Annotated in this window: 25 protein-coding genes; 5 read left to right on the top strand and 20 right to left on the bottom strand. The window is 63.1% G+C overall.

Annotated features, from left to right (window positions below):
- Positions 1–18: 18 nt before the first annotated feature.
- Positions 19–1,005, top strand: coding sequence for a 5'/3'-nucleotidase SurE (locus FHS75_RS05765; protein WP_179406786.1), 987 nt, complete (start codon positions 19–21; stop codon positions 1,003–1,005).
- 37 nt (positions 1,006–1,042) lie between these two features.
- Here the strand turns inward: FHS75_RS05765 and FHS75_RS05760 are convergent, their stop codons facing one another.
- The 9 genes from FHS75_RS05760 to FHS75_RS05720 all read right to left on the bottom strand — a co-directional run bounded on the left by FHS75_RS05760 (position 1,043) and on the right by FHS75_RS05720 (position 10,248).
- Positions 1,043–2,656 carry a GMC family oxidoreductase gene (locus tag FHS75_RS05760; protein ID WP_179406785.1) on the bottom strand — a complete coding sequence of 538 codons (1,614 nt, stop codon included), beginning with the start codon at positions 2,654–2,656 and terminating at the stop codon, positions 1,043–1,045.
- A gap of 4 nt (positions 2,657–2,660) precedes the next feature.
- A complete protein-coding gene (locus tag FHS75_RS05755) occupies positions 2,661–4,619 on the bottom strand; it encodes an oxidoreductase (protein ID WP_179406784.1) in 1,959 nt (652 codons plus the stop codon).
- Positions 4,620–4,695: 76 nt separating this feature from the next.
- Positions 4,696–5,262 carry a VOC family protein gene (locus FHS75_RS05750; RefSeq protein ID WP_179406783.1) on the bottom strand — a complete coding sequence of 189 codons (567 nt, stop codon included), beginning with the start codon at positions 5,260–5,262 and terminating at the stop codon, positions 4,696–4,698.
- 145 nt (positions 5,263–5,407) lie between these two features.
- The gene (locus tag FHS75_RS05745) at positions 5,408–6,010 is read right to left on the bottom strand and encodes a TetR/AcrR family transcriptional regulator (RefSeq protein ID WP_179406782.1); all 603 of its coding nucleotides are present in this window, start codon (positions 6,008–6,010) and stop codon (positions 5,408–5,410) included.
- 109 nt (positions 6,011–6,119) lie between these two features.
- Entirely contained in the window at positions 6,120–6,815 is a 696-nt protein-coding gene (locus FHS75_RS05740; RefSeq protein ID WP_179406781.1) for an SDR family oxidoreductase, read from the bottom strand.
- The gene (locus tag FHS75_RS05735; RefSeq protein WP_179406780.1) at positions 6,812–8,209 is read right to left on the bottom strand and encodes an aromatic ring-hydroxylating oxygenase subunit alpha; all 1,398 of its coding nucleotides are present in this window, start codon (positions 8,207–8,209) and stop codon (positions 6,812–6,814) included. The genes FHS75_RS05740 and FHS75_RS05735 overlap by 4 nt, the downstream gene beginning before the upstream one ends.
- 55 nt (positions 8,210–8,264) lie before the next feature.
- The gene (locus FHS75_RS05730) at positions 8,265–8,606 is read right to left on the bottom strand and encodes a hypothetical protein (protein ID WP_179406779.1); all 342 of its coding nucleotides are present in this window, start codon (positions 8,604–8,606) and stop codon (positions 8,265–8,267) included.
- 10 nt (positions 8,607–8,616) lie between these two features.
- The gene (locus FHS75_RS05725) at positions 8,617–9,405 is read right to left on the bottom strand and encodes an SDR family NAD(P)-dependent oxidoreductase (RefSeq protein ID WP_218845151.1); all 789 of its coding nucleotides are present in this window, start codon (positions 9,403–9,405) and stop codon (positions 8,617–8,619) included.
- 48 nt (positions 9,406–9,453) lie between these two features.
- The gene (locus FHS75_RS05720) at positions 9,454–10,248 is read right to left on the bottom strand and encodes an SDR family NAD(P)-dependent oxidoreductase (RefSeq protein WP_179406778.1); all 795 of its coding nucleotides are present in this window, start codon (positions 10,246–10,248) and stop codon (positions 9,454–9,456) included.
- Positions 10,249–10,362: 114 nt separating this feature from the next.
- Here FHS75_RS05720 and FHS75_RS05715 point away from each other — a divergent pair, with 114 nt between their 5' ends.
- The gene (locus FHS75_RS05715) at positions 10,363–11,577 is read left to right on the top strand and encodes an alpha-hydroxy acid oxidase (RefSeq protein WP_179406777.1); all 1,215 of its coding nucleotides are present in this window, start codon (positions 10,363–10,365) and stop codon (positions 11,575–11,577) included.
- On the opposite strand, the gene FHS75_RS05710 is transcribed toward FHS75_RS05715, so the two are convergent.
- The gene (locus tag FHS75_RS05710) at positions 11,516–12,325 is read right to left on the bottom strand and encodes an SDR family NAD(P)-dependent oxidoreductase (protein ID WP_179406776.1); all 810 of its coding nucleotides are present in this window, start codon (positions 12,323–12,325) and stop codon (positions 11,516–11,518) included. The genes FHS75_RS05715 and FHS75_RS05710 overlap by 62 nt on opposite strands.
- A gap of 98 nt (positions 12,326–12,423) precedes the next feature.
- On the opposite strand from FHS75_RS05710, the gene FHS75_RS05705 reads away from it, so the two are divergent.
- Positions 12,424–13,803, top strand: coding sequence for an aromatic ring-hydroxylating oxygenase subunit alpha (locus tag FHS75_RS05705; protein ID WP_179406775.1), 1,380 nt, complete (start codon positions 12,424–12,426; stop codon positions 13,801–13,803).
- Positions 13,793–14,689, top strand: coding sequence for an MBL fold metallo-hydrolase (locus tag FHS75_RS05700; RefSeq protein WP_179406774.1), 897 nt, complete (start codon positions 13,793–13,795; stop codon positions 14,687–14,689). The genes FHS75_RS05705 and FHS75_RS05700 overlap by 11 nt, the downstream gene beginning before the upstream one ends.
- Here the strand turns inward: FHS75_RS05700 and FHS75_RS05695 are convergent, their stop codons facing one another.
- The 6 genes from FHS75_RS05695 to FHS75_RS05670 form a co-directional block, all read right to left on the bottom strand.
- Entirely contained in the window at positions 14,690–15,040 is a 351-nt protein-coding gene (locus FHS75_RS05695; RefSeq protein WP_188710090.1) for a putative quinol monooxygenase, read from the bottom strand. It lies immediately after the preceding gene.
- Complete coding sequence (locus FHS75_RS05690; RefSeq protein ID WP_179406772.1) at positions 15,040–15,921, bottom strand: amidohydrolase family protein; 882 nt, start codon at positions 15,919–15,921, stop codon at positions 15,040–15,042. Before FHS75_RS05690 ends, FHS75_RS05695 begins: the two co-directional genes overlap by 1 nt.
- 16 nt (positions 15,922–15,937) lie before the next feature.
- Entirely contained in the window at positions 15,938–16,495 is a 558-nt protein-coding gene (locus FHS75_RS05685) for a nuclear transport factor 2 family protein (RefSeq protein ID WP_179406771.1), read from the bottom strand.
- Complete coding sequence (locus FHS75_RS05680; RefSeq protein WP_179406770.1) at positions 16,492–17,706, bottom strand: aromatic ring-hydroxylating oxygenase subunit alpha; 1,215 nt, start codon at positions 17,704–17,706, stop codon at positions 16,492–16,494. The genes FHS75_RS05685 and FHS75_RS05680 overlap by 4 nt, the downstream gene beginning before the upstream one ends.
- A gap of 11 nt (positions 17,707–17,717) precedes the next feature.
- Complete coding sequence (locus FHS75_RS05675) at positions 17,718–20,102, bottom strand: TonB-dependent receptor (RefSeq protein WP_229735642.1); 2,385 nt, start codon at positions 20,100–20,102, stop codon at positions 17,718–17,720.
- A gap of 160 nt (positions 20,103–20,262) precedes the next feature.
- Positions 20,263–20,817 (bottom strand): carboxymuconolactone decarboxylase family protein, encoded by a 555-nt coding sequence (locus FHS75_RS05670; protein ID WP_179406768.1) that lies wholly within the window; start codon positions 20,815–20,817, stop codon positions 20,263–20,265.
- A gap of 335 nt (positions 20,818–21,152) precedes the next feature.
- Between FHS75_RS05670 and FHS75_RS05665 the strand changes: the two genes are divergently transcribed.
- Positions 21,153–22,523 carry an aromatic ring-hydroxylating oxygenase subunit alpha gene (locus FHS75_RS05665; protein WP_179406767.1) on the top strand — a complete coding sequence of 457 codons (1,371 nt, stop codon included), beginning with the start codon at positions 21,153–21,155 and terminating at the stop codon, positions 22,521–22,523.
- A gap of 12 nt (positions 22,524–22,535) precedes the next feature.
- On the opposite strand, the gene FHS75_RS05660 is transcribed toward FHS75_RS05665, so the two are convergent.
- Genes FHS75_RS05660 through FHS75_RS05645 form a run of 4 tightly spaced genes read right to left on the bottom strand, consistent with a single transcriptional unit; the run spans position 22,536 to position 25,521 of the window.
- The gene (locus FHS75_RS05660) at positions 22,536–23,006 is read right to left on the bottom strand and encodes a VOC family protein (RefSeq protein ID WP_179406766.1); all 471 of its coding nucleotides are present in this window, start codon (positions 23,004–23,006) and stop codon (positions 22,536–22,538) included.
- A gap of 31 nt (positions 23,007–23,037) precedes the next feature.
- Positions 23,038–23,571, bottom strand: a complete 534-nt coding sequence (locus FHS75_RS05655; protein ID WP_179406765.1) for a nuclear transport factor 2 family protein — start codon at positions 23,569–23,571, stop codon at positions 23,038–23,040.
- Positions 23,571–24,929 carry an aromatic ring-hydroxylating oxygenase subunit alpha gene (locus tag FHS75_RS05650; protein WP_179406764.1) on the bottom strand — a complete coding sequence of 453 codons (1,359 nt, stop codon included), beginning with the start codon at positions 24,927–24,929 and terminating at the stop codon, positions 23,571–23,573. The genes FHS75_RS05655 and FHS75_RS05650 overlap by 1 nt, the downstream gene beginning before the upstream one ends.
- 28 nt (positions 24,930–24,957) lie before the next feature.
- Positions 24,958–25,521, bottom strand: a complete 564-nt coding sequence (locus FHS75_RS05645; protein ID WP_179406763.1) for a nuclear transport factor 2 family protein — start codon at positions 25,519–25,521, stop codon at positions 24,958–24,960.
- Positions 25,522–25,602: the final 81 nt, after the last annotated feature.

Here is a 25,602-nt window from a genome sequence, read left to right as displayed (position 1 = left end):
CAACGGGACACCCTTTCCATGCGCTTTTCGATCTTCATTGCCTGCGCCTTCCTCTTTGCTTCCCCGACAGCCCAGGCGCGCAACATCGTGCTCACCAACGATGACGGGCTGACCAGCAACGTGGTCGCGCTCTATCGCGCCCTCAGGCATGCAGGGCATGACGTCGTCGTGTCGGTCCCCTGTACGAACCAGAGCGGTATGAGCGCGGCAATTTCGATCGCCCGCCCCCTGACCCCGCTCGATCGACCCTGTCTCAACGATGCCGCGCAGGCCGGCGACCCGGCCACCGGAATGATGACCCGCGACGACCTTCCCGCAGGCGATTTCCACCACGTCGACGGTACTCCGGTCATGGCGCTGCTCTACGGGCTGGACGTGGCCGGAATGGAGCGTTGGGGCGGGCAGCCCGATCTTGTCCTGTCAGGTCCCAACGAAGGCCAGAATGTCGGCGCCATGATCATGGCTTCGGGTACGGTCAGCAATGCGCAGCTGGCGGCAGTGCGCGGCATTCCGGCAATGGCCCTTTCGGCAGGAACGAACAGCCGGGGGGACGACCTTGCCAACCCGCTGTCGGCACGGATCGCGGCGCGCGTGCTCGAACTTATCGATGCGCTCGAAGACAATGCCGGCGGCGGACCGCTGCTACCCCAGGGCCTCGCGCTCAACGTCAACTTCCCCGATACTCTGGAAGGCGCACAATGGCGGCTTACCCGGGTCGGGACGTACATGGCGTACAGGATCGAATTCACCGAAAACATGGCGGAAAGCGCCTCGCCTGCGATGCGCGCGATGGCCGAAGCGCGCGGCGCCCAGGTGCCGCCGCTGCCGGGCCTTAGCTTCGACATTAACCGAAATGCTCCCGAGCCTGGGCAGGAAAACGACGAAGGCGTGGTCTTCCGCAACGGCATCGCGGTCAGCCCGATGCAGGCGGGCTACGCGGCTGCATCGTCGAGCGCTGCATTCGTCGCCTGGCAGCTCGACGATCTCTTCGCGGAAGGCGAATGAGCCGTTCGTCACGCCCTTCCCGTCGCGCCGACAGGTTTCAGTTCGTGAGAGGAGACTTCGGGCCCGCCGCCTGGCCGGCGATCAGTCCGCCGGCGTGCCACGCCAGCGCCATGACCGGGCCGTTCACGCCCGAAGAGACCTGGGTCGGCATCACCGAGCAATCGACCACCCGCAGGCCTTCGACGCCGCGGACGCGCAAGTACGGATCGACGACCGCGTCGGCGTCCGATCCCATCCGGCAGGTGCCCGTGGCATGATAGGCATTTTCGCCCGCGTAGGACGCCTCGACGATCTCCTCGTCGCTCTGCACTTCCCGTCCGGGGACCGTCTCGCGCTCGATCAGCGGCGATAGCTGCGGCGTTTGCATCAGCTGCCGCAGATAGCGAAATGCCCGCACCATGACCTCGCGATCCTTCTCGACGGTCAGGAAATTCGCGCGGATTTCGGGAAAGTCTTCGGGATCCGGCGACCGCAGGCGAATGTATCCCCGGCTTTCGGGCTGCAATTGCCAGGCGCCGGCCATGAAACCGGGCTTCTTTTCGAGGGTCATGCTCGTGGCGCCCTTGACCACGGTGAGATCGAAGAAGCTGATCTGCGCGTCGGGAAGTTCGAGGTCGGGTTGGGTCTTGATGAAGCCATTGATCAGCACGCCGTTGGCGAGCGGCCCTGTCCGGAACAGCTGATAGCGGATCGCCTCGCGCACCAGCCGCCAGCCGCTCAGCCAGACGTTCAGGCTGTCCGGAGTCGTGATGTGGTTCTCGATCCAGGTCCCCTTGTGCTCGGAGAGGTTCTCTCCGACGGCAGGGCGGTCGACGACCACGTCGATCCCCAGCCGGGACAGCAGGTTTGCCGGCCCGACTCCCGAAAGCTGGAGGATCTTTGGAGAGCCCACGGCACCGGCCGCGAGGATCACCTCGCCCCGGCACCCGACCGTCTCGACTTTTCCGCCTTTCCGGTACTTCACGCCCGTCGCGCAACCGGCGGAAATTTCGATCTTCTCGACAAGGGCGTCGGTTACCACGGTCAGGTTCGGGTTGCTCATGACGGGCCTGAGAAACGCCGTGGCCGCGCTCATCCGGCGGCCTTTGCCGATCGTCTGCGGCGAATAGCCGACCCCGTGCTGATCGGGACTGTTGATGTCCTCCTTGCGCGGCGTACCGAGGTGCTCGCAGCCGTCAAGGATCGCCTCGCCAAGCCGCGAGCGCGTCTTGTGGATCGTGATGTGCAGCGGGCCGCCGGCACCGCGCCATTCGGTCGCCCCGAGTTCGTGGTCCTCGATTTCCACGAAGGCGCGCCGCATGGTGTCCCAGCCCCATCCCGTGGCGCCGCTTGCCTCCCAGCGATCGTAGTCGGCGGGGTTACCCCGGGCATAGACCATGCCGTTCACGGAACTGGACCCGCCAAGCGTCTTGCCCCGGAGCCATACGCCGGGTTTGCCGCCCGTCGCTTTCTCGGGCTCGCTGGGGTAGTACCACATGTACCGCGGATCGCCCGCGACCTTGCCCAGGCCCATCGGGATGTGGACGTACATAGAGTGGTCGGGTGGCCCTGCCTCCAGCAGCAATACCTTGTTGCCGCCGTGTCTGATAAGGCGATGGGCGAGCACGCATCCCGCCGTTCCCCCGCCCACGATGATATAGTCGAAGCTCATCGCGTTACAGCGTGCGACCGACCCGGTCGCCCTCGCGGATGGCCTCCAGTGCGGAGCGGGGCGCATGCACGTCTCCGACCAGCGAAGTCGGCGCATGCCGCTCGCAGACCGCCGTCAGGTCGTCGCTCGGCACGGGAGGAACGCCTGCCACCACGAAGTCGCAGGGAAGCCGCACTTCCTCGGCGATGGAGTGGTCCATCACCCGCAGGAAGCCGTCCTCGATCGCGATCGCGATCGATTGCGGCATGACCTTCACTTTCCACTGGGGCAGGAGCCGCAAGTAGTCGGCGAGGTGCGTAAACCCAAGGTTCGCGCCGAAGTGGAGGAAGGGCGTGACGACCGTTACCGATGCACCGCGCCGCACGAGCGCCTCGACGCAAAGCGACGTCTCGTAATTCGCGCGCCGATCGACAATCACGGCATTCGTGCCCTTCATTTCGAAGGTCTGCCCGTCGAATTCGCCGTTCACCGCGGCATCGAGGTCGAGGATCGGGACGCTGTCGTCGGTCTCGCAGTCGAGGGCGGAACGGGTCTTCGCCCCGCTGGCAAGGATGATTGCTTCCGGCTGCAACTCGGCGATGAGGTCTTCGTCGACCGTTGTCTGCAGCATGACCTTCACCTGCAGCAGCGACAGTTCCTGTTCGAGCCACGAGGTCATCGCAAGCAGGTTGGAGGACGTTCCCAGCGTCTCGACAAGATTGAGCCGTCCGCCGAGCCGGTGCCCCGCTTCGGCCAGCGTAACCTGATGCCCGCTCCTTGCCGCGACCTCGGCGGCTTTCATCCCGGCCGGGCCGCCGCCGATCACGAGGACCCGCTTGGGCCGTACCGGCTGCGCGTCGAGCTCGCGAAACCGGTTCTCCTCGCCCACCTCGGGGTTCTGGATACAGGTGATCGGATACATGCTGACACGATCGATGCACCCCTGGTTCGCACCGGTGCACGTGCGGATGCGCGGCGCTTCCCCGTGCTCGAGCTTGTAGACAAGGTCGGGATCGGCAATCTGCGCCCGCGTCATGCCCACAAGGTCGCAGTCGCCGTCGAGAAGCGCCTGCTCGGCCAGGTCGACGGTCGGAATCTTGTTGACCCCGATCACCGGGACCCGCTGCCCGATCCGTTCGCGCAGCGCATGAACGGCCGGCAGCGTCTTGCCGAACTTGTGGCGATAGTTGGTTATGACCTGCGCGTAGTCGAAATTGCCGCTGCCCTCCGAGGTGTTCACGTAATCGAGCATCCCGGTGGCGGTAAGTTCGTCGACGATGTCGCAGATGTCGTCGAAGTCGAGGCCGCTCTTCTCGCGACCACGAAAGTCGTCGAGCGACACCCGGATGCCGAGGACCTTGTCCGGCCCGATCGCATCGCGGACGCGCTGCATCAGCTCGGTCGCGAAGAAGGTGCGCTGGCCCCACTTGTCCTCGCGGTAGTTGGCCGCAGGGGTCCACGATTGCTGCAAAAGGTAGCCGTGCGTGCCGTGCAGCTCGATCCCGTCCATGCCGTTCTCGACGGCGCAGACCGATGCCGCGACGAAGGCGTCGAGGACTTCCTCGATTTCGGCGTCGGTCATGACGTGGCACGCTTCGCCATCCGCGCTCGTCGCCGGCGAGAAGCCCCAGATCGGCTTGAAATCGGCGTGGGTCTCGGACTTGCCCATCACGCCGAAATGGAAGACCTGGGCGAGGATCCTGCCCCCGTGGCGATGCACGCGCTCACTCAGTTGCCGGAACTTGGGTCCCATCGTCCCGGCATCAAAGACCCAGTGATTGAGCATCTGGCTGGCTTCGTGGACGTGCATGGCCGTGGTCATCATCAGCCCGGCGCCGCCCCGCGCGCGTCGCTCCAGATAGGCCATGTACCGCTCGCCATCGCAATCCGGTCGGAAGAAATCGGTATAGGCGGCATGCGCCGTGATAACGACCCGGTTCTTCACTTCGACCGGGCCGATCGTGATCGGTTCGAGCAGTTTCATCGCGTTCCTCTCCAGGTGACGCGGCAGTGGCGGGCCTTTTCCGGGCTCTAGCGTTTGCCGCCGCGTGAGGCTCAACTCAGCCCTTCTTGGGAATCAGCGTCGCCCTTTCGTAATCGGTGATGTACTCGCCTTCGACCTTCCATGGCATTCCCGGTTTCCATGCCTTGTGTGCCCGCTTCCAAAGGCCGAACATGCCCATGATGTGCATCGGATCCCCGTGGATTTCGGTGAAGCCGCCATTGAGGCTGCGCGTGTCGAAGTAGGCCGCGTTGACCTCGTCGGCATAGAGTTCGGTGGCGAGCTCGTAGCCAAGGCCGAGCCAGTGGTTGCGCTCGGCATCGAAGTCGGAAACGAGGTAGGCGATGTGGTGATAGCCTTCCTCGCCCTTCGCGTACATGTCGCGATAGATCGACCTCTTTTCGTCGTGTTGCTCGATGAACTGGATCATCATGTCGCCGAGATAGCCGAAAGCATAGGAAACATCGGCTTCCTCGGACGTTCCGCGATAGGTGAACTCGTCGCATTCGTGGTGGCGGATCATGAAGAACGGGCCGGCGCCGAAAGCTTCAGACCATTTGCGGGCGGCCTCGTCGATGCTGTTCACGAAGTAGGCATACTGGAATAGTTCGCGCGTCGCGGTCATAGGCTCTCCCCCAATTTTCTCCGACCCGATTCCGGCATTTCGCCGGGGCGGTCGCCCGCCGGCGCCGTGCCGGACTCCGATCGCCGGCTCCAAACGATACGTTTAATGCGTCAGTTGCACAATAAAAAGAAGCGCCCTGCCGTGGTTAATCTTCGGGGCCCTCCGGGTATGCGCTCATCAGCATGACCTGCGATTTGAGTGCGGCGTGCTGATCTTTCATCGGCCAGTCCTCTGGCTTCGTGATGACCATCGCGGCCAGTCCGTTCAGGTAGATCTGCACGTGATTGGCATAATACGGGATATCCAGGTTGGCTGGCGCCTCGTCTCGCTTGATACCGTATTCGAGGATCACGTGCAGCATCTTGCGCGTCTCCTCGATGCCTATCAGCCTTTCCTCCGCCAGCGCCGGGTCGTGCGTCGCCTTGCCCCAGAAGCCGAACCAGGCCTGCCAGTCGCGAAGGTTGGATTCGGTCGTGGGCAGAAGTGCGCAGAGGCACTCCAGCATCGTTCCGCGCGCTTCCATCACCGCTTCGACGCGCTTCGGCGCCTCGCCGAGGACCGAGGCGAATGCCGAGATGAGAAGGTGCTGCTTGTCGCGGAAATAGTGCGAGAGAATCGTGGAACTGTAGCCGGCCTTGCGGGCAACGGCACGAACCGTAACCGAATCCATGCCGGTTTCCGCGATCATTTCCTTCACGATGTCCGCGATAATCGCGCGCCGCTCATCGTGGTCGACAATCAATGGCATTCAACGCCCCATAGTGTCCCGGAACAACAAGTCAGCGTCCCTAGCCTCCAATTCCAAGCAAATGAAGGGCCTTAGGCTCTACTCATCTTCCGCGCTCTCCGTCTCTGGTCTACCAGGGATGGATTCCGCCATCCCACTTGCGGAACTTGCCGCTGTCTTCTCGGGTCAGCTTGCGGATCGTTGCGATATTGTCGGCCGCCGCGGCCGCCGGTTCGAGATCGGCGACGTCGCCGGCCATCTCGGTCTTTACCCAGCCGGGATGAAGGAGCGAGAAGATCAGGTCCTCGTCGGCCATTTCCTGCGCGAGCGCCGTCATCGCCCGGTTGAGGCCTGCCTTCGCGGTTGCATAGGAATACCCGATCAGGTGATCGTAGGCATGGGCCGACACCTGGCTCGTCAGCGAGACGATCTTCTTGTCGTTCCCGGCGCGGACATTCGGCAGGAAAGTCTGGATCACGCGGAACGGCCCCATCAGCATGATATTCAGTTCGCGTGCCCAGTTGTCGTAGTCCATGTTCTGGAAGGTCTGGGTGGCAAGACCGCCGAAGACGCCGGCGTTGTTGATCAGGATATCGATAGGGGTATCGCCCAGCTCCTCCCTGCAGGCACTGACCGATTCCATCTCGCCCACGTCCATGCGGTGGATGGTGAGGCGGCCGTCGCTCGCGGCGGCGGCTTCCTGCAGGGCCTTGGCACCGTCGGGATTGCGGCACGTTGCGAAGACGCGTTCTCCCTGCTCTGCGAACTGGCGGGCCATCTGGTAACCGAGCCCCCGGGAAGCGCCGGTAATAAGTATGTTCTTCATCGTTCGCTCTCCGGTTCGAGATATTTCATGAGGGTCCGGTGCATGTGGCGAATCCGGATTTCCTGATAGTTGGCGAGAGTGACCCCCGGTCGGCCGAGCGTGGCGCAGCCGAGCTGCGCGGCCTCCATGTTGCCGGTGTCCTGGTCGTAGACGTTCCCGATATACGGATCGATGCCGGGCACGGTGGTATAGGATTCGTCGGACTTCAGACGGAAGGCTTCGGCGGTTTCCCACTTCGTTCCGTCGGTCGGGCGCTGCTTCAGGATGATCAGGTCGAAGACCGACTTGTCGTGCTGCATGCCGTCGGGGCGGAAGCGATAGACGATCGGAAAGGCGACGCCTGAGAAGAACTGCTGGTTGGGGAATGCGAAATAGGCGATCGAATCGACGATTTCCGAATCCGAAGTCTGGTCGAGATCGCGCATGCCCTTCTGTTTGGAAACGTCGCGGAAGAATTGCGCCATGACCTTGCGGGCGCTGCTTCCCTCCGGGACCGTGAGCTTCTCGCCGATGTCGCCCTTGTCGCCCATCAGGAAGCTGTCGAGGATATCCTGCTCCGACAGCTCCTCGTCGATGAACGCGCTCGGGCTTCCGGCCACGTTGATCAGCCGGTTGATGTTGTCGCCGTAGAAATCGTACTGCGTGTTCGCATCGCCATTGGTCCGCATGAGTTGCGGATGCGTTTCCATGACGTGATAGGCTTCGAGGAACGCTTCGGAAGCGATCTTCCAGTTGCAGTTCAGCTCCTTGCGAATGTGCATCGCGACATAGCGGTTAGCGAAGATGTCTCCCGAAAGATGCTTCGGCAGCGGATCGAGATAGTCGAGGAGCGGCTGGGCATCCTCGTCGAGGTTGATGAATACGAACCCGCCCCAGGTATCGCATTTCACGGGTGCGAGGGCGTACTCGGCACGATCGACATGGGGAAAGTCCCACTGGCACGGCAGCGTCTGCAACGTCCCGTCGAGGTCCCACTGCCAGCCATGGTACGGGCAGCGGACGAAGTTTGCGCTGCCTTCGCTCCCCTGCGGCTTGAGCATGGTGCCGCGATGCATGCAGGCGTTCCTGAAAGCCTTGATCGAACCGTCCCGCTGCCTCACCACAAGGACCGAGTAGGGGCCGACGTCGTAGACGACGTAGTCGCCGTCCTCGGGGATGTGCTCCTCGCGGCAGGCCCATTGCCAGACGCGCGGCCACATCTCGCGAATCTCCCGCTCGAAGAACGCCTGCGAGGTGTAGCGTTCGACCGGAATGTCCTCGTCGCCCAGGAATTCGTAGCTCTGGTCGGTCAGGTAGTCGGGAACGGGGCGACTATCATCCGCAAGGATGTCCTGCACACTGACCCCGGGGCATCGTGCCGCTCCGGGTGGGGTGCTCGTCACGTCGTTGCTCATCGTCCTCTCCAGTGGCGGCGGGTTTTCCGCTCGCCGTGGCTTGCATTTGCGGGGATCAGGTGTGCTCCTTCCTGGCGCCCGGTATCTCTTCGAACAGGCCGGCCCAGGTCGGGGGAGCCAGGGTGTCGGAAAGCCCTATCTCCCCCGATTCGACTGCCGCGCCCATCCTGGCCATCACGCCTTGCGGATCGTCGGTCTCGATCTCCATCGTGATCAGGTAGCCATATTTCTCTCCCTCGCCGCTGGTCCCCGGCACGAGCCTGAGACGTTGCGAGTATTCGAAACCGGTCGCGTCGAGCACCTCCTGCATGTGCGTATGGGTGTGCCACTCGTTGAATTCGTCGTCCTTGCCGGGCGCGGCGTTGACGAGGGCGATGTAGCGATATCGCTTGGCCATGGCGTTCCCCTCAGTGCGCCGTCCAGCCGCCATCGACGGCGACCGACGCTCCGTGCATGTAAGGCGCAGCATCGGAGGCCATGAAGACGACGGTACCCGCGATCTCGTCGGGCGTCGCAACGCGGCCCGCCGGCAGACGAGACATGAGCGTCGCGTTTTCGGGCGCGTCGGGATCGAATCCGGCCATCATCGGGGTCAGGACCACGCCCGGTGCCACCGCATTCACGCGGATGTTGTCCTTGGCGTAGTCGACCGCGGCCGCCCGCGTGTACCCCAGGATCGCATGCTTCGCGCAGGTGTAATGCGCCGAATAGCCAAGCGCGAGGTGGCTTTGGGCCGATGCGTTGTTGATGATCGAGCCGCCCTTGCCCTGCTTGAGCATCTGCTGGATTTCGTACTTCAGGCACAGGAACGTCGAGCGGATATTGCTGTCGAAGCTCTTGACGCAGTCTTCCTCGGTCAGGTCGGCCACTTGCCCGATGCCGAAGTACACGCCTGCGTTGTTGAACGCGACGTCCAGCTGGCCGTATGCCTTGACGGTCTCGGCAACCAGCGCTTCCACCTGATCGGCCTGCGTGACATCGCACTGGAAGAACTTGCAGGTCCCGCCGGCCTTTTCGATCATTCCGACCGTTTCCATGCCGGCTTCCTCGCGGCGGCCGCAGATCATGACCTTCGCACCCTCGCGCGCGAATGCGATCGCCACCGCTTGTCCGATGCCGCTTCCGCCGCCGGTAACCAGTGCGGCCTTGCCTTCCAGTTGTCCCATCTCGCTCTCCTGTCGCATTTGCGGGGCCATGCGCCCCGATGTTCCCTATCTCTCGGTCAGGCAGTCAGCCTGTTCCGGTCACGGAAAAGTGTGCATCCCGCCTTCGAGCATGAAGGTCTGGCCCGTGATGTATCCCGCCCCTTCGCTGGCAATGAAAACTGCGAGAGGACCGGCATCGCGCTCGGGGTCTCCCAGACGGCGCACGGGTACCTTCTGCTTGAGCTCCTCGACGAATTCCGGACGCGCCGTCTTCCACGCATCGAAGGCGCGCGTCTCGATCGCGGGGTTGATGATGTTCACGGTAATGCCGTGCTGACCCCATTCGCGGGCCGCGGTACGCGAAAGCGCGCGGATCGCTTCCTTGGTCGCATTGTAGCAGGTGTTCCCTTCGAAGCCGACCTGGCCCGACGAGGACGCGAAATTGATGACCCGGCCATATCCGGCCTTTTTCATGTGCGGAAAGGCCGCCTTCATGAACCACAGCGAGGCCGTCGCGCCCGTGCGAAAGGTGTATTCCCACTCGTCCTCGTCGGTATCCTCGCACGCGCTGAACACGGTGGAAGGCTGCGGACTGGCTTCGGTGCCGAACCCCTGCGCATTGTTGACGACGATGTTGAGGCCGCCGAAAGTTTCGACCGTCTTGTCCACTGCGGCGAAGACTTCGTCGCGGTGGCCGACGTCGCACGGAACGCCGACCGCCTCGCCACCTGCCTTGCGAATCTCCTCGGCGACGGAGTCGACCGTGGAAGGCGTGCGCGAGACGACCGCCACCTTGGCTCCCGCCTCGCCGTACGCAAGCGCCATCGCCCTGCCGATACCGCGCCCCGCGCCTGTCACGAGCGCAACTTTTCCGTCCAGTACCTTCGTCGACATTCGTACCTCTCCGCAAACTTTTATTGTGCAGCAGTTGTATAAAGATTATCCACCTGTCGCAAGTGGCCCGAGCCTATAAAATTGTTCCGGGGATGGAAGAGGCGGAGTGGAAAATTGGCCAGTCTTGATACCGTAGCCAACATCGAGGACCTGCGCCTTCGCGCGCGAAAGACGCTGCCTCGGCATCTGTTCGATTTCATCGACGGCGCGGCCTTTCGCGAAGTGACGCGGAATGCCAACCTTTCGGCTTTGGCAGACATGCTGTTCCGCCAGCGGACGTTGCGCGACGTCAGCGAAGTCTCGATAGCGACGGAACTGCAGGGCTGCGAAGCGTCGATGCCCCTCGCCATCGCGCCGACGGGCATCAGCGGCATCCTCGCCGGCGGTGCTCGCGGCGAAATCCTCGCGGCTCGTGCAGCGGCGAGCGCAGGCGTTCCGTTCACACTCGGCATGATGGCGCTCAGTTCGATCGAGGACATCGCGAGCGAGGCGCCGGCGCCGTTCTACCAGCTTTGCATGCTGCGCGACCGGTCGCTCGTCGAAGGGATGGTCGGACGGGCCAGGGCAGCCGGGTGCCCGGCGCTGATCCTGACCACCACGTGGCCATACTATTCGCAGCACGACCGGCTGACCAACAACCCGGCGTGGTCGATGCCGCCCCGGATATTCTCCAGAGCGCTCCTCGAATATGCCAGCCGGCCGCGCTGGGCGCTCGAAACCCTTTTCGGAAGGCCGGTCCGGTTCCGCAACTTCGATGCCCACCACAGCGAACCGTTCGACATCGTCGAAATCGTCGGGCAGCTCGATGCATCGACGACCTGGGATGACGTTGCCTGGCTACGCGATATCTGGCCCGGAAAGCTGGTATTGAAAGGCATCAACGAGCCGGACGATGCCGAGCGAGCCGTCGCCGTCGGGGCCGACGGGATCGTCGTTTCCAACCATGGCGGCAACCAGCTCGACGAATGCAGCCCGACCATCGCCATGCTTCCGGCCGTGGCCGAGGCGGTTGGCGGCAGGATCGAGGTTCTTATGGACGGCGGGATCCGGTCGGGACAGGACGTCCTGAAGGCAATGTCGCTCGGCGCGAAGGGCTGCCTGATCGGACGCGCCCACCTTTACGGCCTTGCCGCAGCTGGCGAAGCCGGCGTCGCAAAGGCGCTGGACGTCATCCGGACGCAGCTGCAGATCACCACCGGCCTCGTCGGTCTTACCGATGTCCGCGATGCAAGCCCGGCAATCCTGCACGGGATCGCCGGCAAGGATGTCAGCCGCCCTCGGATTCGCGCTGATAGCGTTCAAGGTCCTGCATCAGCGGATTTCGCCTGAGAGTCAGCCCGCCGTTGAGTTGCAGGACCTCGCCCGTCATGAAGCAGTTGTCCTGCGCGAGCCACACGCACCCCTCGGCTATGTCCTCGCTCGTGCCGTAGCGGCCGAGCGGATAGCAATCGGCGAAGCACTGCTTCATCCAGTCGGGAATGTCTCCGCCGCCGAAGTTGCCGTAGTGCATCGGCGTGTCGGTATGCCCGGCCGCGATCGAGTTGACGCGGATGCCGCTCTTGCCGAACTGGTTCGCCACCGCGCGGACGACCTGATCGATACCGGCCTTAGTGCCCATGTATGCCTCGTAGCCGCCGTCCACCGTGGTTCCGGGCTGGGCGACCGCCGATGTAATCTGGATGATTGATCCGCCGCGCTCCTGCATCGCCGCGACCATGGCCTGGAGGAAGAAGAACGAACCCTTGAACTGCAGGTCCACCAGCGTGTCGAGATCGGCTTCCTCGAATTCGAGGAACGGAGCGCCGAGGGCGACGCCGGTCGAATTGATCGCGATATCGAGGCCGCCCATACGGCGGGACGCTTCGTCGGCCAGCGCGAACATACTTGCCTTGTCGGTCAGGTCGCACGTGACCGCGTGTCCGCCGATTTCCTTGGCGAACGAATCGAGCATTTCGGCGCGCCGGCTGGAAACCGTGACCTCGCATCCCTCGTCGCGCAGGCGGCGGGCGATGGCCTGACCCATGTTGCCTTGTTCAGCCGCTCCGATGACGACGGCCTTCTTGCCTTCCAACCGCATCGCTGCATCCTTTCTTTTATTGTGCAAATGTTGTATTATATCGCGCGCATCGCCTGTCAATCGAACAGGCGGCGAAAACACGATATTGGGAGACGGACATGGCGCAGACCCTGAGCGAAGAGGCCTATCGCAAGCCCGACAATCCGACCACGCAGGATATCCTCCATCGCGACGGACGCCCGGTCCATCCGGTTTTCGAGGTCGAGGCGCCGAAATTCCTCGGCGACGAGGACATCGACTTCGCGCGGTACACCAGCCGCGAGTTCATGGAGCGCGAATTCACCCACCTCTGGCCGCGGGTCTGGCAATGGGCCTGCCGCGAGGAGCACATTCCGGAACCGGGCGATTATTACCTTTACGAAATCGGCCGGAAATCGGTGATCGTCCTGCGCGACAACGAAGATCGCATCCGCGCCTACGTCAATTCGTGCCTGCACCGCGGCACGAAGCTGCGCTCGGGCCACCGCGAGGGTTCGACTGCGCAACTGAGCTGCCCGTTCCACGGCTGGACATGGTCGCTGGAAGGCGAGCTTACCAAGGTGCCGTGTGCGTGGGATGCGCCGCATATCAGGGATCGCGATTTCCGCCTGCCCGAACTCAAGGTGGGACTGTGGGGCGGCTTCGTCTTCATCAACTTCGACCGGGACGCGCCTCCGCTCGAGGAATACATCGATCCGCTGCCCGAGCATTTCTTGAATTTCGACATGGAGAACCGCTTCGTCGAAATCCACATCGAGAAGGAGCTGTTCTGCAACTGGAAGGCTGCGAAAGAGGCCTTCATCGAGAACTACCACACGCAGACCACGCATCCCGAGCTACTTGCCGCGGCGTACGACGAACCGACCCAGTACGACATTCTGGGCAAGCACGTGTCGCGCTTTCTCAACGCCTTCGGGGTATCTAGCCCGCACCTCGACAAGCCGCTGACCGAGCGCGAATTGCTCGACACCATGCTCGTCGGCGACCGCGACAAGCTCGTGAAGGCGAGCGCCGGCGAGGACGGGGAAACCGCCCGCACGATCATGGCGCGAACGCTTCGCGCGGCGCTCGGCGAAGCGTACGGAAACGACCTTTCGCGTTTTACCGATACCGAGATCATCGACGTCAGCCAGTACGGCCTGTTTCCGAACATGATCATCTACCCGCAGTTCACGCTGCCCGTCGCCTACCGGTTCAGGCCGATCGGCCGGGATCCCGACCGGTCGCTGTTCGAACTGATGATGCTGCGCCAGGTACCCGACGACGGTCCGCGCCCGGAACCTGCCGAACCTGTGCGCCTGAAAGAGGACGAGAGCTTCTCGAAGGTGCCGGGGTTCGACAGGACGCTTGCGCATGTGTTCGATCAGGACACCGACAATGTCCGCGCGCAGCAGGAAGGGTTCTATGCCAGCGAAAAGGGAGCGCAGACCTTGCTGAATTATCAGGAAGTGAGAGTTCGCTACCTGGAGCAGACCGTGGACGAATACCTTGCCGGATGACAGCCACACCGGGCTCCTGAACTGGACCATCGGGGACGTGCGCGTCACCCGCATACAGGAATCGGCATTCGAAGGCGGGCTTGATGCCTTTCTGCCATTCGCGACGCCCGAGGCGCTCGACCGGATCGAATGGCTCGGAGAGGATTTCGTCACGCCGGACGGTGTCCTGAAATTCAGCATCCATGCGCTCGTGATCGAAGCGGCGGGCAAGCGGATCATTGTCGATACCTGCGTCGGCAACGAGAAGGATCGCTCCTTCTTCCCGATCTGGCACCGTCAGTCGTATCGGTTCCTGGAAATCCTGGAACAGGCCGGCTTCGCACCAGGGGATTTCGATGTCGTGTTGTGCACGCACCTCCACCTCGACCATGTCGGCTGGAACACGATGCGTGTCGGAGATCGCTGGGTGCCCACTTTCCCGAACGCACGCTACCTGATGGCGAAGCACGAGTACGAGGTCTTCCTGGACCTCATCGGATCGGACAGCGACGACGCGATGCGGCAGATCGACCGGGTGGTTTTCGCAGATTCGATCGAACCGGTCGTCGATGCCGGACTTGTCGATTTCGTGGCGATGGACTGCGAAATCTGCAAGGGCGTCCGGCTCGTGCCGACACCGGGCCACACGGCGGGTCACGTCAGCGTGATGATAGAATCGCGCGGCGAGGCGGCACTGATCACAGGCGATTTCGTTCATCACCCCTGCCAGCTCGCGCATCCCGAATGGTCGATCACCAGCGACTACGACCCGGAACAGTCGGTGCGCACGCGCGAAGCCCGGTTCGCTGATGCCTGCGAGAACGACGCGCTCGTGATCGGCACGCACTGGCCCACGCCAACTGCGGGCAGGCTCGATCGCGACGGCAAGGTCTACCGCCTGCGCTAGCTAGTCCGATTTCCGGCTGTACTCGACGAGGCGCCGGTTCGAAGGGTCGCGCCACTCACCGACAGGGCGCACGGCGTCTCCTTCGTAGATCCTTGTCCGGACGTCGAACCGGTCCTGCCATCTGGCAACGAGTTGCCCCAGTTCCGGACGTGCCAGATGCAGCGCCAGCGCCCGCTCGTCGCGCCAGGCCTGGAAGGTGAGGACGTGCCCGGCGGCGCGGTCTTCCATCGCGAAATGATAGGCCTCGCACCCTTCTTCGGCGAGGCTTGAGGCGATGCCGGCGCAAAGGTCGGCCAGCAGGTCGTCGACGAGGTCGGGATCGGTTGCAATGGTCCCCGCGACGATGAGCATCACGCCCCCTCCGCCGCACCGGGCCAGTTCAGGACCTTGCGCACGGTCCCTCCCAGCAGCCACGCCTTTTCCTCGTCGGTAAAGTCGGGACAGTCGAGAAGGCAGAAGAGCATTTCCGCCCAGCTTTCGCCGGTCTGGTTCCCGCCGTTGTCGCTCGCCCACATGATGCGATCCGCGCCGAACGCTTCGATAGCGCGCCGCAGATGCGGCCAGAGCGCATCGAAGGGATAGTCGCGCACCCTGAACATGCCGGGGCCATGGCTCCACTTGAGCGCCACGTTCGGCCAGCGGGCGAGGTTCAGCACATCCTCGAAGCAGGAAAGATCCGGCCCGTCCGCTGCGTCGGCTTCATCAGGAGTTTGCGCATCGAGGAAACTGATCCCCTCCTCCATCGGCATACCGCAGTGATCGACGACGAGTCGGAGTTGCGGAAACCGCTCAAGGTAGGGACCCACTAGCCTTGCCTGCCCGGGGATGAATATGAAGCAGGGCAGGCCGAGCCGTTCGGCCTCGGCGAAAATCGGGTCGTAGCCGCCGCTTTCGAAAGCGCCGAGTTCCTCGGCGGTCAGGCCGGGCAGCATGCGGATCGCGCGAAGGCCCGGCGCATCGCGCGCCATCCGTACGATCGACAGCACTTCGGGATCGAGCCTGTCGACACGCAGGACATAGGAAAAGCGATCGGGATAGAGCCAGTTCGCCAGTTCCGCCGTGGGAGCGGTTACCCGGTACGCCCCGCCGGGAAGCCGGTAGCCGGGCCCCCAGGTTTCGAGCCCCCAGAACTCGTCCGCAAGCACCGCGGAAATGCCGAGCGCATCCATGGCCGAAAGCGTCTCGTCGATGCCGCCCGGACCGAAGTGTATCTGGCTGTCTACAATCTCCATCGACGGCCCTTCCGGATCAGGCAAGGTCGGCCACGACCGGCAGCGAGGCGTCCAGCGATCCCCAGTTGCCCAACGCGGCGTCCGGGCTCTTCGACAGGCCGCCGTCGGTGTAGTCCAGCACCTGTATCCAGTCGTAGATGCCGGCGCGCTGCGCGATCTTCCATGTCCCGCCGCGCTTCTCGAAACGATCCACGTAGCGGCCTCCGACGATAGAGACGTAGCGCTCGCCCGGACGGTCGTAGAACAGTCCGTTGGTATTGAGACCCTCGGGATAGTCGGCCGGGATCACGTGGTATCCGTTGAGATAGGTCTCGACGTGGGCGGTCTCGCCGTCGAGGTTGATGAGCACGTTCGCGACCATGTGGTGCGTCGGGCCGAGAGGCTCGATGATCGAGCGGGCTGCGGCGGCGAAATCCTGCCAGCTTCCGGCAATGTCCCCGAAGCCGTAGCGTGCATCGTCGTGGAAGACTTCTTCGAGAAGGCTCCAGCGCCGCCGGTCCAGGGCATGGCAATAGAGGTTGATGACCCGGTTGATCCCGGACTCGGCGGCGAGCCTTTCCAGCATGTCTGTCATGCCGGCATCCTCGGTTCGACGAGCGTCCGCAGCCGCCGGTGGAAATTCTGGATGGCGATCTCGTTGCTGCCGTAGACTACGCGGAAATCGTCCGGCGCATGGGCCAGGTTGCGCTGCCCGTCGGCGGACACGCTGTAATCCTCGTTCGTCACCACGGCCTCGATGTAGTCGTGAAGCTCGGCCCAGTCGCGATCGTCATCGTCGGGGTGTTCGCTTGCCGGGCGATAGGTGGACGTCAGGGCGAACGCCCTGTCGGGCGTGTCACCGGGATAGAGCCGGTAGATCGAATAGGCCGTACCCTTCTCTATCTCCCATATGTTGAGGATGACGTTCGGAAACAGCAGGTGAACCGCATTGAAAGGCTCCCGGGGCCAGTTGCTTTCCGGCTCGTCGATATAGTCCCCGACATGCTTGTAGGGATAGGCGATCCGGTGGTGCGGATCGAAATCGTCGTAGCACATGATGTCGTTGTAGTGCGTGCTGCCGATCGAAGTCGGATGCAGCGAATTGAAGTGATAGGCCTCGCCGTAAGTGTCGAGCGCGTATTTCCAGTTCGCGTCGATTTCCAGCCGGGTGGCCTTTATGAGGCGCATCCTGTGAAACTCCAGGTGCTCGACCTCGGGCGCGAAATTGCCGAGGAATCCGCTCAGGTCGATCTCGTCCTTTCCGGCACGCGGCTTGACGAAGATCATGCCTGCCCGCTCGGCGACGGGGACGCGAAGCAGGCTCCTTTCCTCCTTCTCGATGCCGGCGAAGCTTTCCTTGCCGGGCATGCCCACCAGTTTACCCTCGAGATCGAAGGTCCAGGCATGGAATCGGCAGGTCATGCGCTTCGCTCCGGTGCATTCGGTCACCAGCTTCGCCGCCCGGTGGGTGCACATGTTGAGAAACGCGTGCACCCGCCCGTCGCTCGCACGCACGATCAGGATCGGGACCCCGGTCGCTTCGTAAAGGAGCTTGTCGCCCGGTTCGGGGATATCGACGGAGAAGCACGCCAGCAGTGGCAGTTCGGTGAATATCGCCTGGCGCTCGGCGCGTGCCCAGACGGCGTCGGTGTACACTGAGGGATCGTTCAGCATGGGCCCTGCCGAACGATCCGTCTCGCGGCTGGCGATTAGCTGGACAGACCTGCGCTGGTGGTCGCGTGCCACCTCTCGCCGGCGTTCATTGTGTCGCGCCTCGCTGGTCGCCTCGATCTTCCCTTCGAGCATTCTCCCTGTCCTCAGTATCTTGCCGTGATCTGGAACATGATCGTGCGCGGCAGGCTGACGAGCCCCGTTTCGTCGGCAGCGATGCCGGCGGGTGTTCCCGTTCCGCTGCCGCTGTTGGGCTGGTCCTGCACACCCGAGATGTAGAACTTGTTGGTCAGATTCTTGCCGATCACGGCGAATTCGAGTTGCCCGTCGAAGGTTTGCAGTCGGGCGGTCGCGTCGATCGTCGCGAAGGACGACTGGCGCGAAAGCGGGTGACCGAAGCTCGATGCGAGATAGTCGTCGCTGTACTTCACGTTCGTCGATGCCGCAAAAACGATGCCGTCTCCGACCGGAGTCTCGTAATTGAGCCCGAACGTGCCGGTCCATTCGGGTGCGAGCGCTGTCGGCGTGCCACTGAGGTCCTGCCCCGGACCGCCCTGGAACGTCTCGGTGCACCCTGCCTGGGTCGACTGCCCGCCATAGCAGGGGGCGAGATAGTCCTGATACCTCGCCTTGTTGTAGGCGATGATCGCGCGCGCGCTCAGGCCTGGAAGCCCGCGCGGCGCGAACTCCGCTTCCACTTCCACGCCCTTCGTGGTCGCAGAACCCGCGTTGGTCGTGATGAACTGGAAGGTGACCGAGTTGAAATAGTCGATCTGCAGGTTCTTGTACTTGTAGTAATATGCGCCGACATTGAAACGAAGCTGCCTGTCGAACAGCGTCGTCTTGACGCCGCCCTCGAACCCCTCGACTTTCTCGGGCTCGAACGCGATGTCGCTGGGGATTGTCAGTGCCGTGACCAGCGCGCTGTTCGAGAACCCACCCGACTTGTAAGCCGTCTTGTAGGCACCGTAGACGGTGACTTCGTCGGTCGGCTTCCAGGTGATTGTGGCTTCCGGAGACCAGTTGTCGAATGTCTGGTCTCCTACGACGAAGGTCGACGGGTCATTCGGATCGTACTGGATGAAGAGCCCGCGCAGCGCCGCGTTCACGTATTCCATGTAAAGGATGCTGTCTTTGGTCTCGTGCGTGTAGCGCACGCCGCCTGCCAGTTCGAGCGTCGGAACGACTTCCCATGTGACCTGCCCGAACCCGGCCAGCGTTTCGCCGTCCGTTCTGGAATAGCGATGGTTCGAGGCGAACTCCCTCTCGATCGGCTGGCTTGAATCGGAAAGCCCCGCGAAGGTGCCATATTGCCGGAAATTGCGCCTGCTTTTCTGGTAATAGCCGCCCACCATCACGTTGACCGGACCATCAAATTCGGTCTGGAAACGCGTCTCGTTCGAGAATGCCCAGAACGAGGTATTCTCGGTCGCCGCAATGAAGGTGGCCTCGGCGGGGACGTTCTGCCCCAGACCCCACTGGTTCCGGTTCCAGGTGTAACCCGATACCGAGGTGATGAGGAAATTCTCGCCGCTGTAGGCGAGCGTGCCGGTGACCGAGGCCGACTTGTAGCGGTTGAAGGGCGCGCCGTCCTCCCTCGCTCCGGGCAGGCTCTGCTCTACGCCGCGCGGGGCGTTGACCATGTAGACGTTGAACTTCTTCTCGCACGGAATGTCGGGGTTGGGCTGTGGCGCGCCGAGAGAGCAGGCGAACGGTACCATGTTCCACGAATTGCTCTCGTCGTAGCTGCGCAGGTAGCTGGCCTTGAGCGTCGCCGTAAGGTTTGCCGTGGCTTCCCATTCGAGCGTGCCGCGCACGAGCGTCTCGGTGGTCCCCGGCTGGTCTCCGCGGGTCGGGTGCTGGGGCCGCAACGTCACTTCCCCCGTCGCGATGTCGAGGATGGGCGTAAAGAGCGTTTCTTCCTGCCGGTTGCGGAAATAGCCTCCGATCATGCGCGAGACCCGGCCTGCGAGGCGAACGCCCAGGTTCTCTCCGATCGGTCCCGATACAAAGCCTTCGGTCACGACGTTCCTGGACCGCGTCTCGAACCCGAGCCGGCCCATCGCCTCGAACGTATCGGTCGGCCCGGCAGTCGTTATCGAGATGACGCCGGCGGTCGCGTTCTTGCCGAAGAACAGGGCTTGCGGACCCTTGAGCAGCTCGACGCGTTCCAGATCGAAGAGCGCCTCGTTAATCACGCGTCCCTGGCCGTGGTAGATGCCGTCGACGATGATGGCAGTGGACTGTTCGAGACCGATGGATGTCGCCTGCGAGCCGATGCCGCGCAGCGTGATCTGCGCGCCCGAACCGTTGGAAGCACGACCGATGTTGAATTGCGGCGTGAACGCGGCGACTTTCTCGAGAGAGGTCAGGTCGTAACGCTCTACCGTTTCTTCGGAAATGGCCGTGACCTGAACCGGCACGTCCTGAACGGACTCCACGCGTTTACGCGCCGTAACGACGATCTCCTCGAGCCCCGCAACGCGTCCGGGAGCCGGCTCCTCGACACCGGTCGCTGAGCCCTGCGCCATGGCGCCAGGCGCAAGCATGCAAAATACGATTGCCGTCGACGAAACCGCCAGCCCGCGGGAGAATGCCCCTTTGGCTTGCCCCTTTGCCATCATTCCCTCTCCTCTCTCGTTGCTCGGGCTCTCGAGGCCCATTGCGCATCCCGCTTTCGTGCGGGTCCTTCTATTTCCCGATCGGCTGCATGATCCTTTCGATCACGGGGTAGCCGTGCTCCTTCACGTAGTTCGCAACCGACTGGTTTCCTTCGGGCGGAAGACCCTCGACCCCGTGTCCGTCGGCAAGCCGGTTCGCCATCGCGAAATACGCGACGACTGCGACGACATCGCTCAACCCCTGCTCGCTCCAGCCTGCGGCAAGGACCGCATCTGCATCTTCCTGCGTCAGTCGCGCAGGCTGCTCGGTGAGCTTTTTCGCGTAAGCGAGAACCGGAACCATCTTTGCAGGGATCCTGTCCGAAGCCGGATTGCCGATCGCGTCCGCCAGCGCGTCCGGGTCGGCCCCGAACGCCACGGCGATCCTCTCGTGCGTGCCGTAGCAGAAGGAACAGTCGTTCAGGGCCGATACGTAGGCCGCGACGAATTCCCTTTCGGCGATGGAAAGCTCGGTATCCTCGATCATGATTTGCTGACCCATGGCCATGAAGCCGGCGTACCTGTCCGGCTCGCGGTTCAGGACCTCTCCAAGGCCGTCACCCTTGAGGTAGGCGAGAAACGGCATCTGCCTCTCCTTAGTATGTTCTTCTTTTCATCCGGGCCCTGAAACCGTCGCAACGGCTGCCGAAAGTCGGGCAATCGATCCGTTCGCGAAGAGCTTCAGAGCACCGGCAATGGAGAGGAAGCTATCTTAAATTCAACTGATGCACAATATAAACTTGGCGGCAGGATCGCGGTTTGCAGCCTCGCATTCCGGCTGGCCGGCAGACCAGCAGAATTGGCTGCGCTTCGCTGATCCGTGGTGCCGGCGGCCTTTGCAAAACTTGCCTGCGGTAGAATTTTCTTGCCAGCCCGGCAGTACGCGCTGAAGATGGCGGGAAACAGTTACGGGATAGAGGAATGGCCGAAGCAGACGCAGTGGCGAGTCGAGAGAAGTCGCGGTGCCCGGGGCCGAGCACCGCCGAGATAATCCGTGCCGACGGGGACAATGCGCCGGAAAAGCTCCTGCGCGAATCGCCGCTCGACCTTGGCGATTCTCCCATCCCTTACGAGCGCTACACCTCGCGCGAATTCCACGAACGCGAGATGGACCGGATGTGGTCGCGCACCTGGCAGTGGGCCTGCCGTGAGGAGCAGGCTCCCGAAGTCGGCGACTACGTCGTCTACGACATCGGACCGTGGTCGGTCATCGTGGTCCGCAGCGGGCCTGACGAGTTCCGCGCCTTCCACAACAGTTGCGCGCATCGCGCCACCCAGCTTCGCCCGCCCGAGAGCATGGGGAGCGCGCCCTTGCTGCGCTGTCCGTATCACGGCTGGACCTACGGTCTCGATGGAAAGCTCGAGACGGTTCCCTGCCGCTGGGACTTTCCCCATGTCGGCGACCGCCACAACCTGAGCCCGGTCCGGTGCGAGCGATGGGGCGGCTTCGTCTTCGTCAATCTCGACAGCGAAGCGGCGCCGCTATCGGAGTATCTGGGGGCGCTGCCGGAACACCTGCGCGACGGGTGGGACCTGTCGCGGCGATACACCACCCTGCACATCCAGAAGGAGCTGCCCGGCAACTGGAAGGCGGCAATCGAGGCCTTTCTCGAAGCCTACCACGTGGTGGAAACGCATGCCGACTTTCTGCCCGTCGTCTGCGATGCCAACGCCCAGTACGACGTCTTCGGCGATCACGTTTCGCGCTTCGTCCACACCCAAGGCGTGCCGAGCCCGCACTACCTGCAGGAACAGACGCAGCAGGAAATCCTCGAACGCATGCTGGTAGCCCCCAAGGGTACGCAGGTTCCCGAAGGAAGCACCGCTCGTGCGGTGGCCGCCTCCTCGCTGAAGGCATCGCTGTCGGAAGCCTGGCACGTCGACCTCTCGGGATATTCGACATCGGAAATGCTCGATTCGATCGAGTACTTCCTGTTTCCCAACGCCTGCTTCTTCCCGGGCGTCACGCTGCCGATGGTCTACCGCTTCCGCCCGCTGGGCGATCGCCACGACCGAACCCTGTTCGACCTGCTCTTCCTTCGGCCGACCGGCCCCCGGGAAGGCGCGCTGGAACCTGTCGAACCGGTGCGGATCGGCATCGGGCAATCCTTCGCCGAAGTGCCCGGAATGGATCCCACTCTGGCACACGTCTACGATCAGGATACCGATAACCTGGCGGCGCAGTGGCGGGGCATGGTGGCGGCGCCCCGCAAGGGCCAGACCCTCGGCAACTACCAGGAAATCCGGGTCCGCCACCTGCACCACACGCTCGACAAGTACCTGTCGAGCTAGTCAGGCGGGCGATCAGCCTTCCGAAAGGCGGGACAGGGCAAAATCGTGGTCGGCGACGACTTCCTGGATTTCGATTACGTTGCCGTCCGGATCCTTGCCGTAGACCGCCTTTATCTCGCCCATGTCCATCGGGCTGTCCTTGGCGAAGGTCATCCCCTCGCCCTTCAGGCGCTCGTATTCTGTCTCGATGTCGGTGACGTCGACGCAGAAGTGAGTGTAGCCGTGGTCGTTCGGCCGCAGGGGTTCGCCCTCGCGCGCGGGCGGGCTGGAATACTCGAAGACCTCGAGGTAGCAGGTGCCCGCCTTCAGCATGACGGTTCGCGCAGCGGAGTTCTTCACCCCGATGCCCTCGTCGATGGCGGGCTCGTTCGCCCAGGAAAAGACATCGCCTACCGGCTTGAAGCCGAACGCGCGGCGATAGAAATCGACGATGCGGTCGAGATTGGCCGTATGCAGGGCGACGTGATGTATTCCGACGATCATTCCGATCTCTCCAGTATGAAGGTTAGGCAGGTCAGTCGAACCAGGTGCGCGACGGGTCGGCGGGAAAGCGGTCGCCCTTGTTGAGCGCGCCGTAAATCCAGCCTTTCCAGTCACCGGTATCGGGGCCGTTCTGGTTCCAGTCCATGAGATAGAGCCGCTCCGCCAGCCGCCATTCGCCGTTCCGGCATTCCGCGCGGTCGAGATAGCGCCCGCCGACGACGCGCACGATGGGCCGCCCGTCCTCGTCCGGAAGCTCGTGATAGGCGAGGACCGATGTCTGCGCCCTTGCCGTCGTTGCCGAGGTGACGTCGATGACCACGTTGCAGATGAGGTGCTGCGTGCGGTCAAGCTCGCGCAGCGCTGCGATCAGGCCGGTCGCGAACTCCCAGGCGTTGCCGCTGAAGGTTCCGTAGTCGCAGGTCGCATCGGGCCAGAAGACCTTCTTCAGTTCCTCCTCGTCGCAGCGATCGATGCCGTGGCTGTAGAGGCTGAGGAGCTGGCGCACCTCGTCGCGGGCGATCAGGCGCTCGATTGCGGTGAGACTTTCGCTTTCTCTGCTATCCATCAGGCGCTCCTCTTCCTGCCCTGCCCGATCATCCGGTCGAGGTTGTCGTGGAAGTAGTGGATGCGCCGCTCCTGCCAGGCGAGGTAGGCACGGCGGTAGCCGCGCGAGCGAAGCCCGCGCTGCTGTGTGCCCCAGACCTCGACGTCCTGGATTACGGCCGGACCGATATCGACCTCGTCGTACTTGCCCTGCACGTGCACGTCCGGCGCCGACTTATCGAGGTAAGCACCCATCGAGTACGAGTAGAACCGGTCCTCGTCCCTCGGGAACAGCGAGAGGTACCACATGTCGAAATAGCACTTCTCCGGATCCGTCGGATGCGGCCTGCCGCGCAGCCAGATGTTGCCTTCGGGCTTGAGGCTGAAGGACAGGTTGGGAAAGATCGTGTAGTGCCAGTGGTCGGTAAGCTGCGCATCGTGATAGCGCGAGAAGTCGAAGCCTTTCTCGGCTCCAAGCTCGCGCTTCTTCGCTTGCAGCGCCGCGCGCATTTCCTGACGGCGTCCGCGAAACGAATCCGCGTCGAGTCCCCAGCAGGTTAGTTCGTCGCGCATAGCCTCGATCGTCTCGTTCTCGCCACCGACCAGAGCCCTGGACGGAGCGCCTCCCGGCATCAGCATGCGCGAATGACCGGTGCCGTAAAGGTCGAACTGACAATGCTCGTGCGCCTGTTCGAGCACGTATTTCAGCTGCGGGTGCACGAAGGGCAGATGGTAGCTTTCGTTGAAGTTGTCCTGGATGAGCTTCCAGTTGAAATCGCCTTCGATGGTTACCCAGTGGGTGCGGACCATGTCGTCCATCGGGTAGGTATCGATCTGGTCGGCGATCTCGCCCAGCGCGGTGCGCAGCGGCGGCGCGCCGTCGTCGAGGTTGAACCAGATGAAGCCTGCCCAGACCTCGCACCTGATCTCGACCAGGTTGAGCTTGCCGCAAGGGCTGCCCTGCACGAAATCTGCCTCGTCGGGGACCGAGCGCAGCACCCCCGCCATGTCGAATCGCCAGCCGTGGTAGGGGCACGCCATGACGCCGCCCGAGGCATGGCCCACGTCGTCGGTCGAGAGCGGCATTCCCCGGTGCTGGCAAACGTTGAAGAACGTTCGCACCGCACCGTCCCGGCCCAGTGTGCACAGGATTTCCTCGCGCCCGAGCGTCGTCGTCAGGAAGTCCCCCGGCTTCTGCAACTGCCTGCGCATTCCGGCGATCTGCCAGGTCCGCGTCCACACATGCTCCCACTCGAGGTCCATGAACTCGCGCGACCAGTAGCGCGACCCGTCGATCGGGTTGCCCGGCGTCAGCGGCGGCTCGGGCTGCTTGGTCAGATCGGCCAGCCGGTCTTCGGCCTGTGCTTCTTCTTTCAGCATCGTCGTTCTCCTGCGGAATAGCTCCCGCTCAATCTTCCGTCGGCAAGAGCTGGTACGACGCATCGTGCGGCGCGGGCTTGCCGAAGACCCAGGTGTCGAGCGCGTCGCGATCCCATTTCTCCGTCGAATCCATCTCGGTATTCCAGTCGAACACCGCATGGCGATGCACGATCCGCCACTCCCCGTCTTGTTTTTCGAACCTGTCGAGATAGCGACCGCCTGCGACCATGAACTGGTCGGCGGCATCCTCGGCCGCGCCCAGCCAGATGCCCGCGCCGTTCTCTGCCTTGATGAGGTGATGCGCGATGAAATAGCTCTCGGACGTGGCCTGGTCGCCATCGAGCCGGATCAGGACGTTTCCGACGACGTGCTGGGTCATTTCCATCGTCGAAAGCACTTCCATGACCCAGGGTACGAAATCGCTGGCCTTGCCCTGGAACATGCCGTGATCGTCGGTCGCGTCGGGGTGGAAGCCCGTGCTCATCAGCGGCGCGTCGCGGCGGTCAACGGCCCGGGCATTCTTGTAGATGATCTCGGTGATTTCCTGCTTGTCCAGCAATTCGCGCAAGCGGCGTTCCAGTTGCTCGTCCATCGGCCTCTCTCCTTTCCCGCATGTTCGCGGTGTTTGACTCCGGTCTACATTCGTCGCGAGCGTTTGGCCAACCCGCATCGA

Source organism: Novosphingobium marinum, from assembly GCF_013408095.1.
GTDB classification, from domain to species: Bacteria; Pseudomonadota; Alphaproteobacteria; order Sphingomonadales; family Sphingomonadaceae; genus Novosphingobium; species Novosphingobium marinum.
This window is presented reverse-complemented; position numbering and strand designations above follow the sequence as displayed.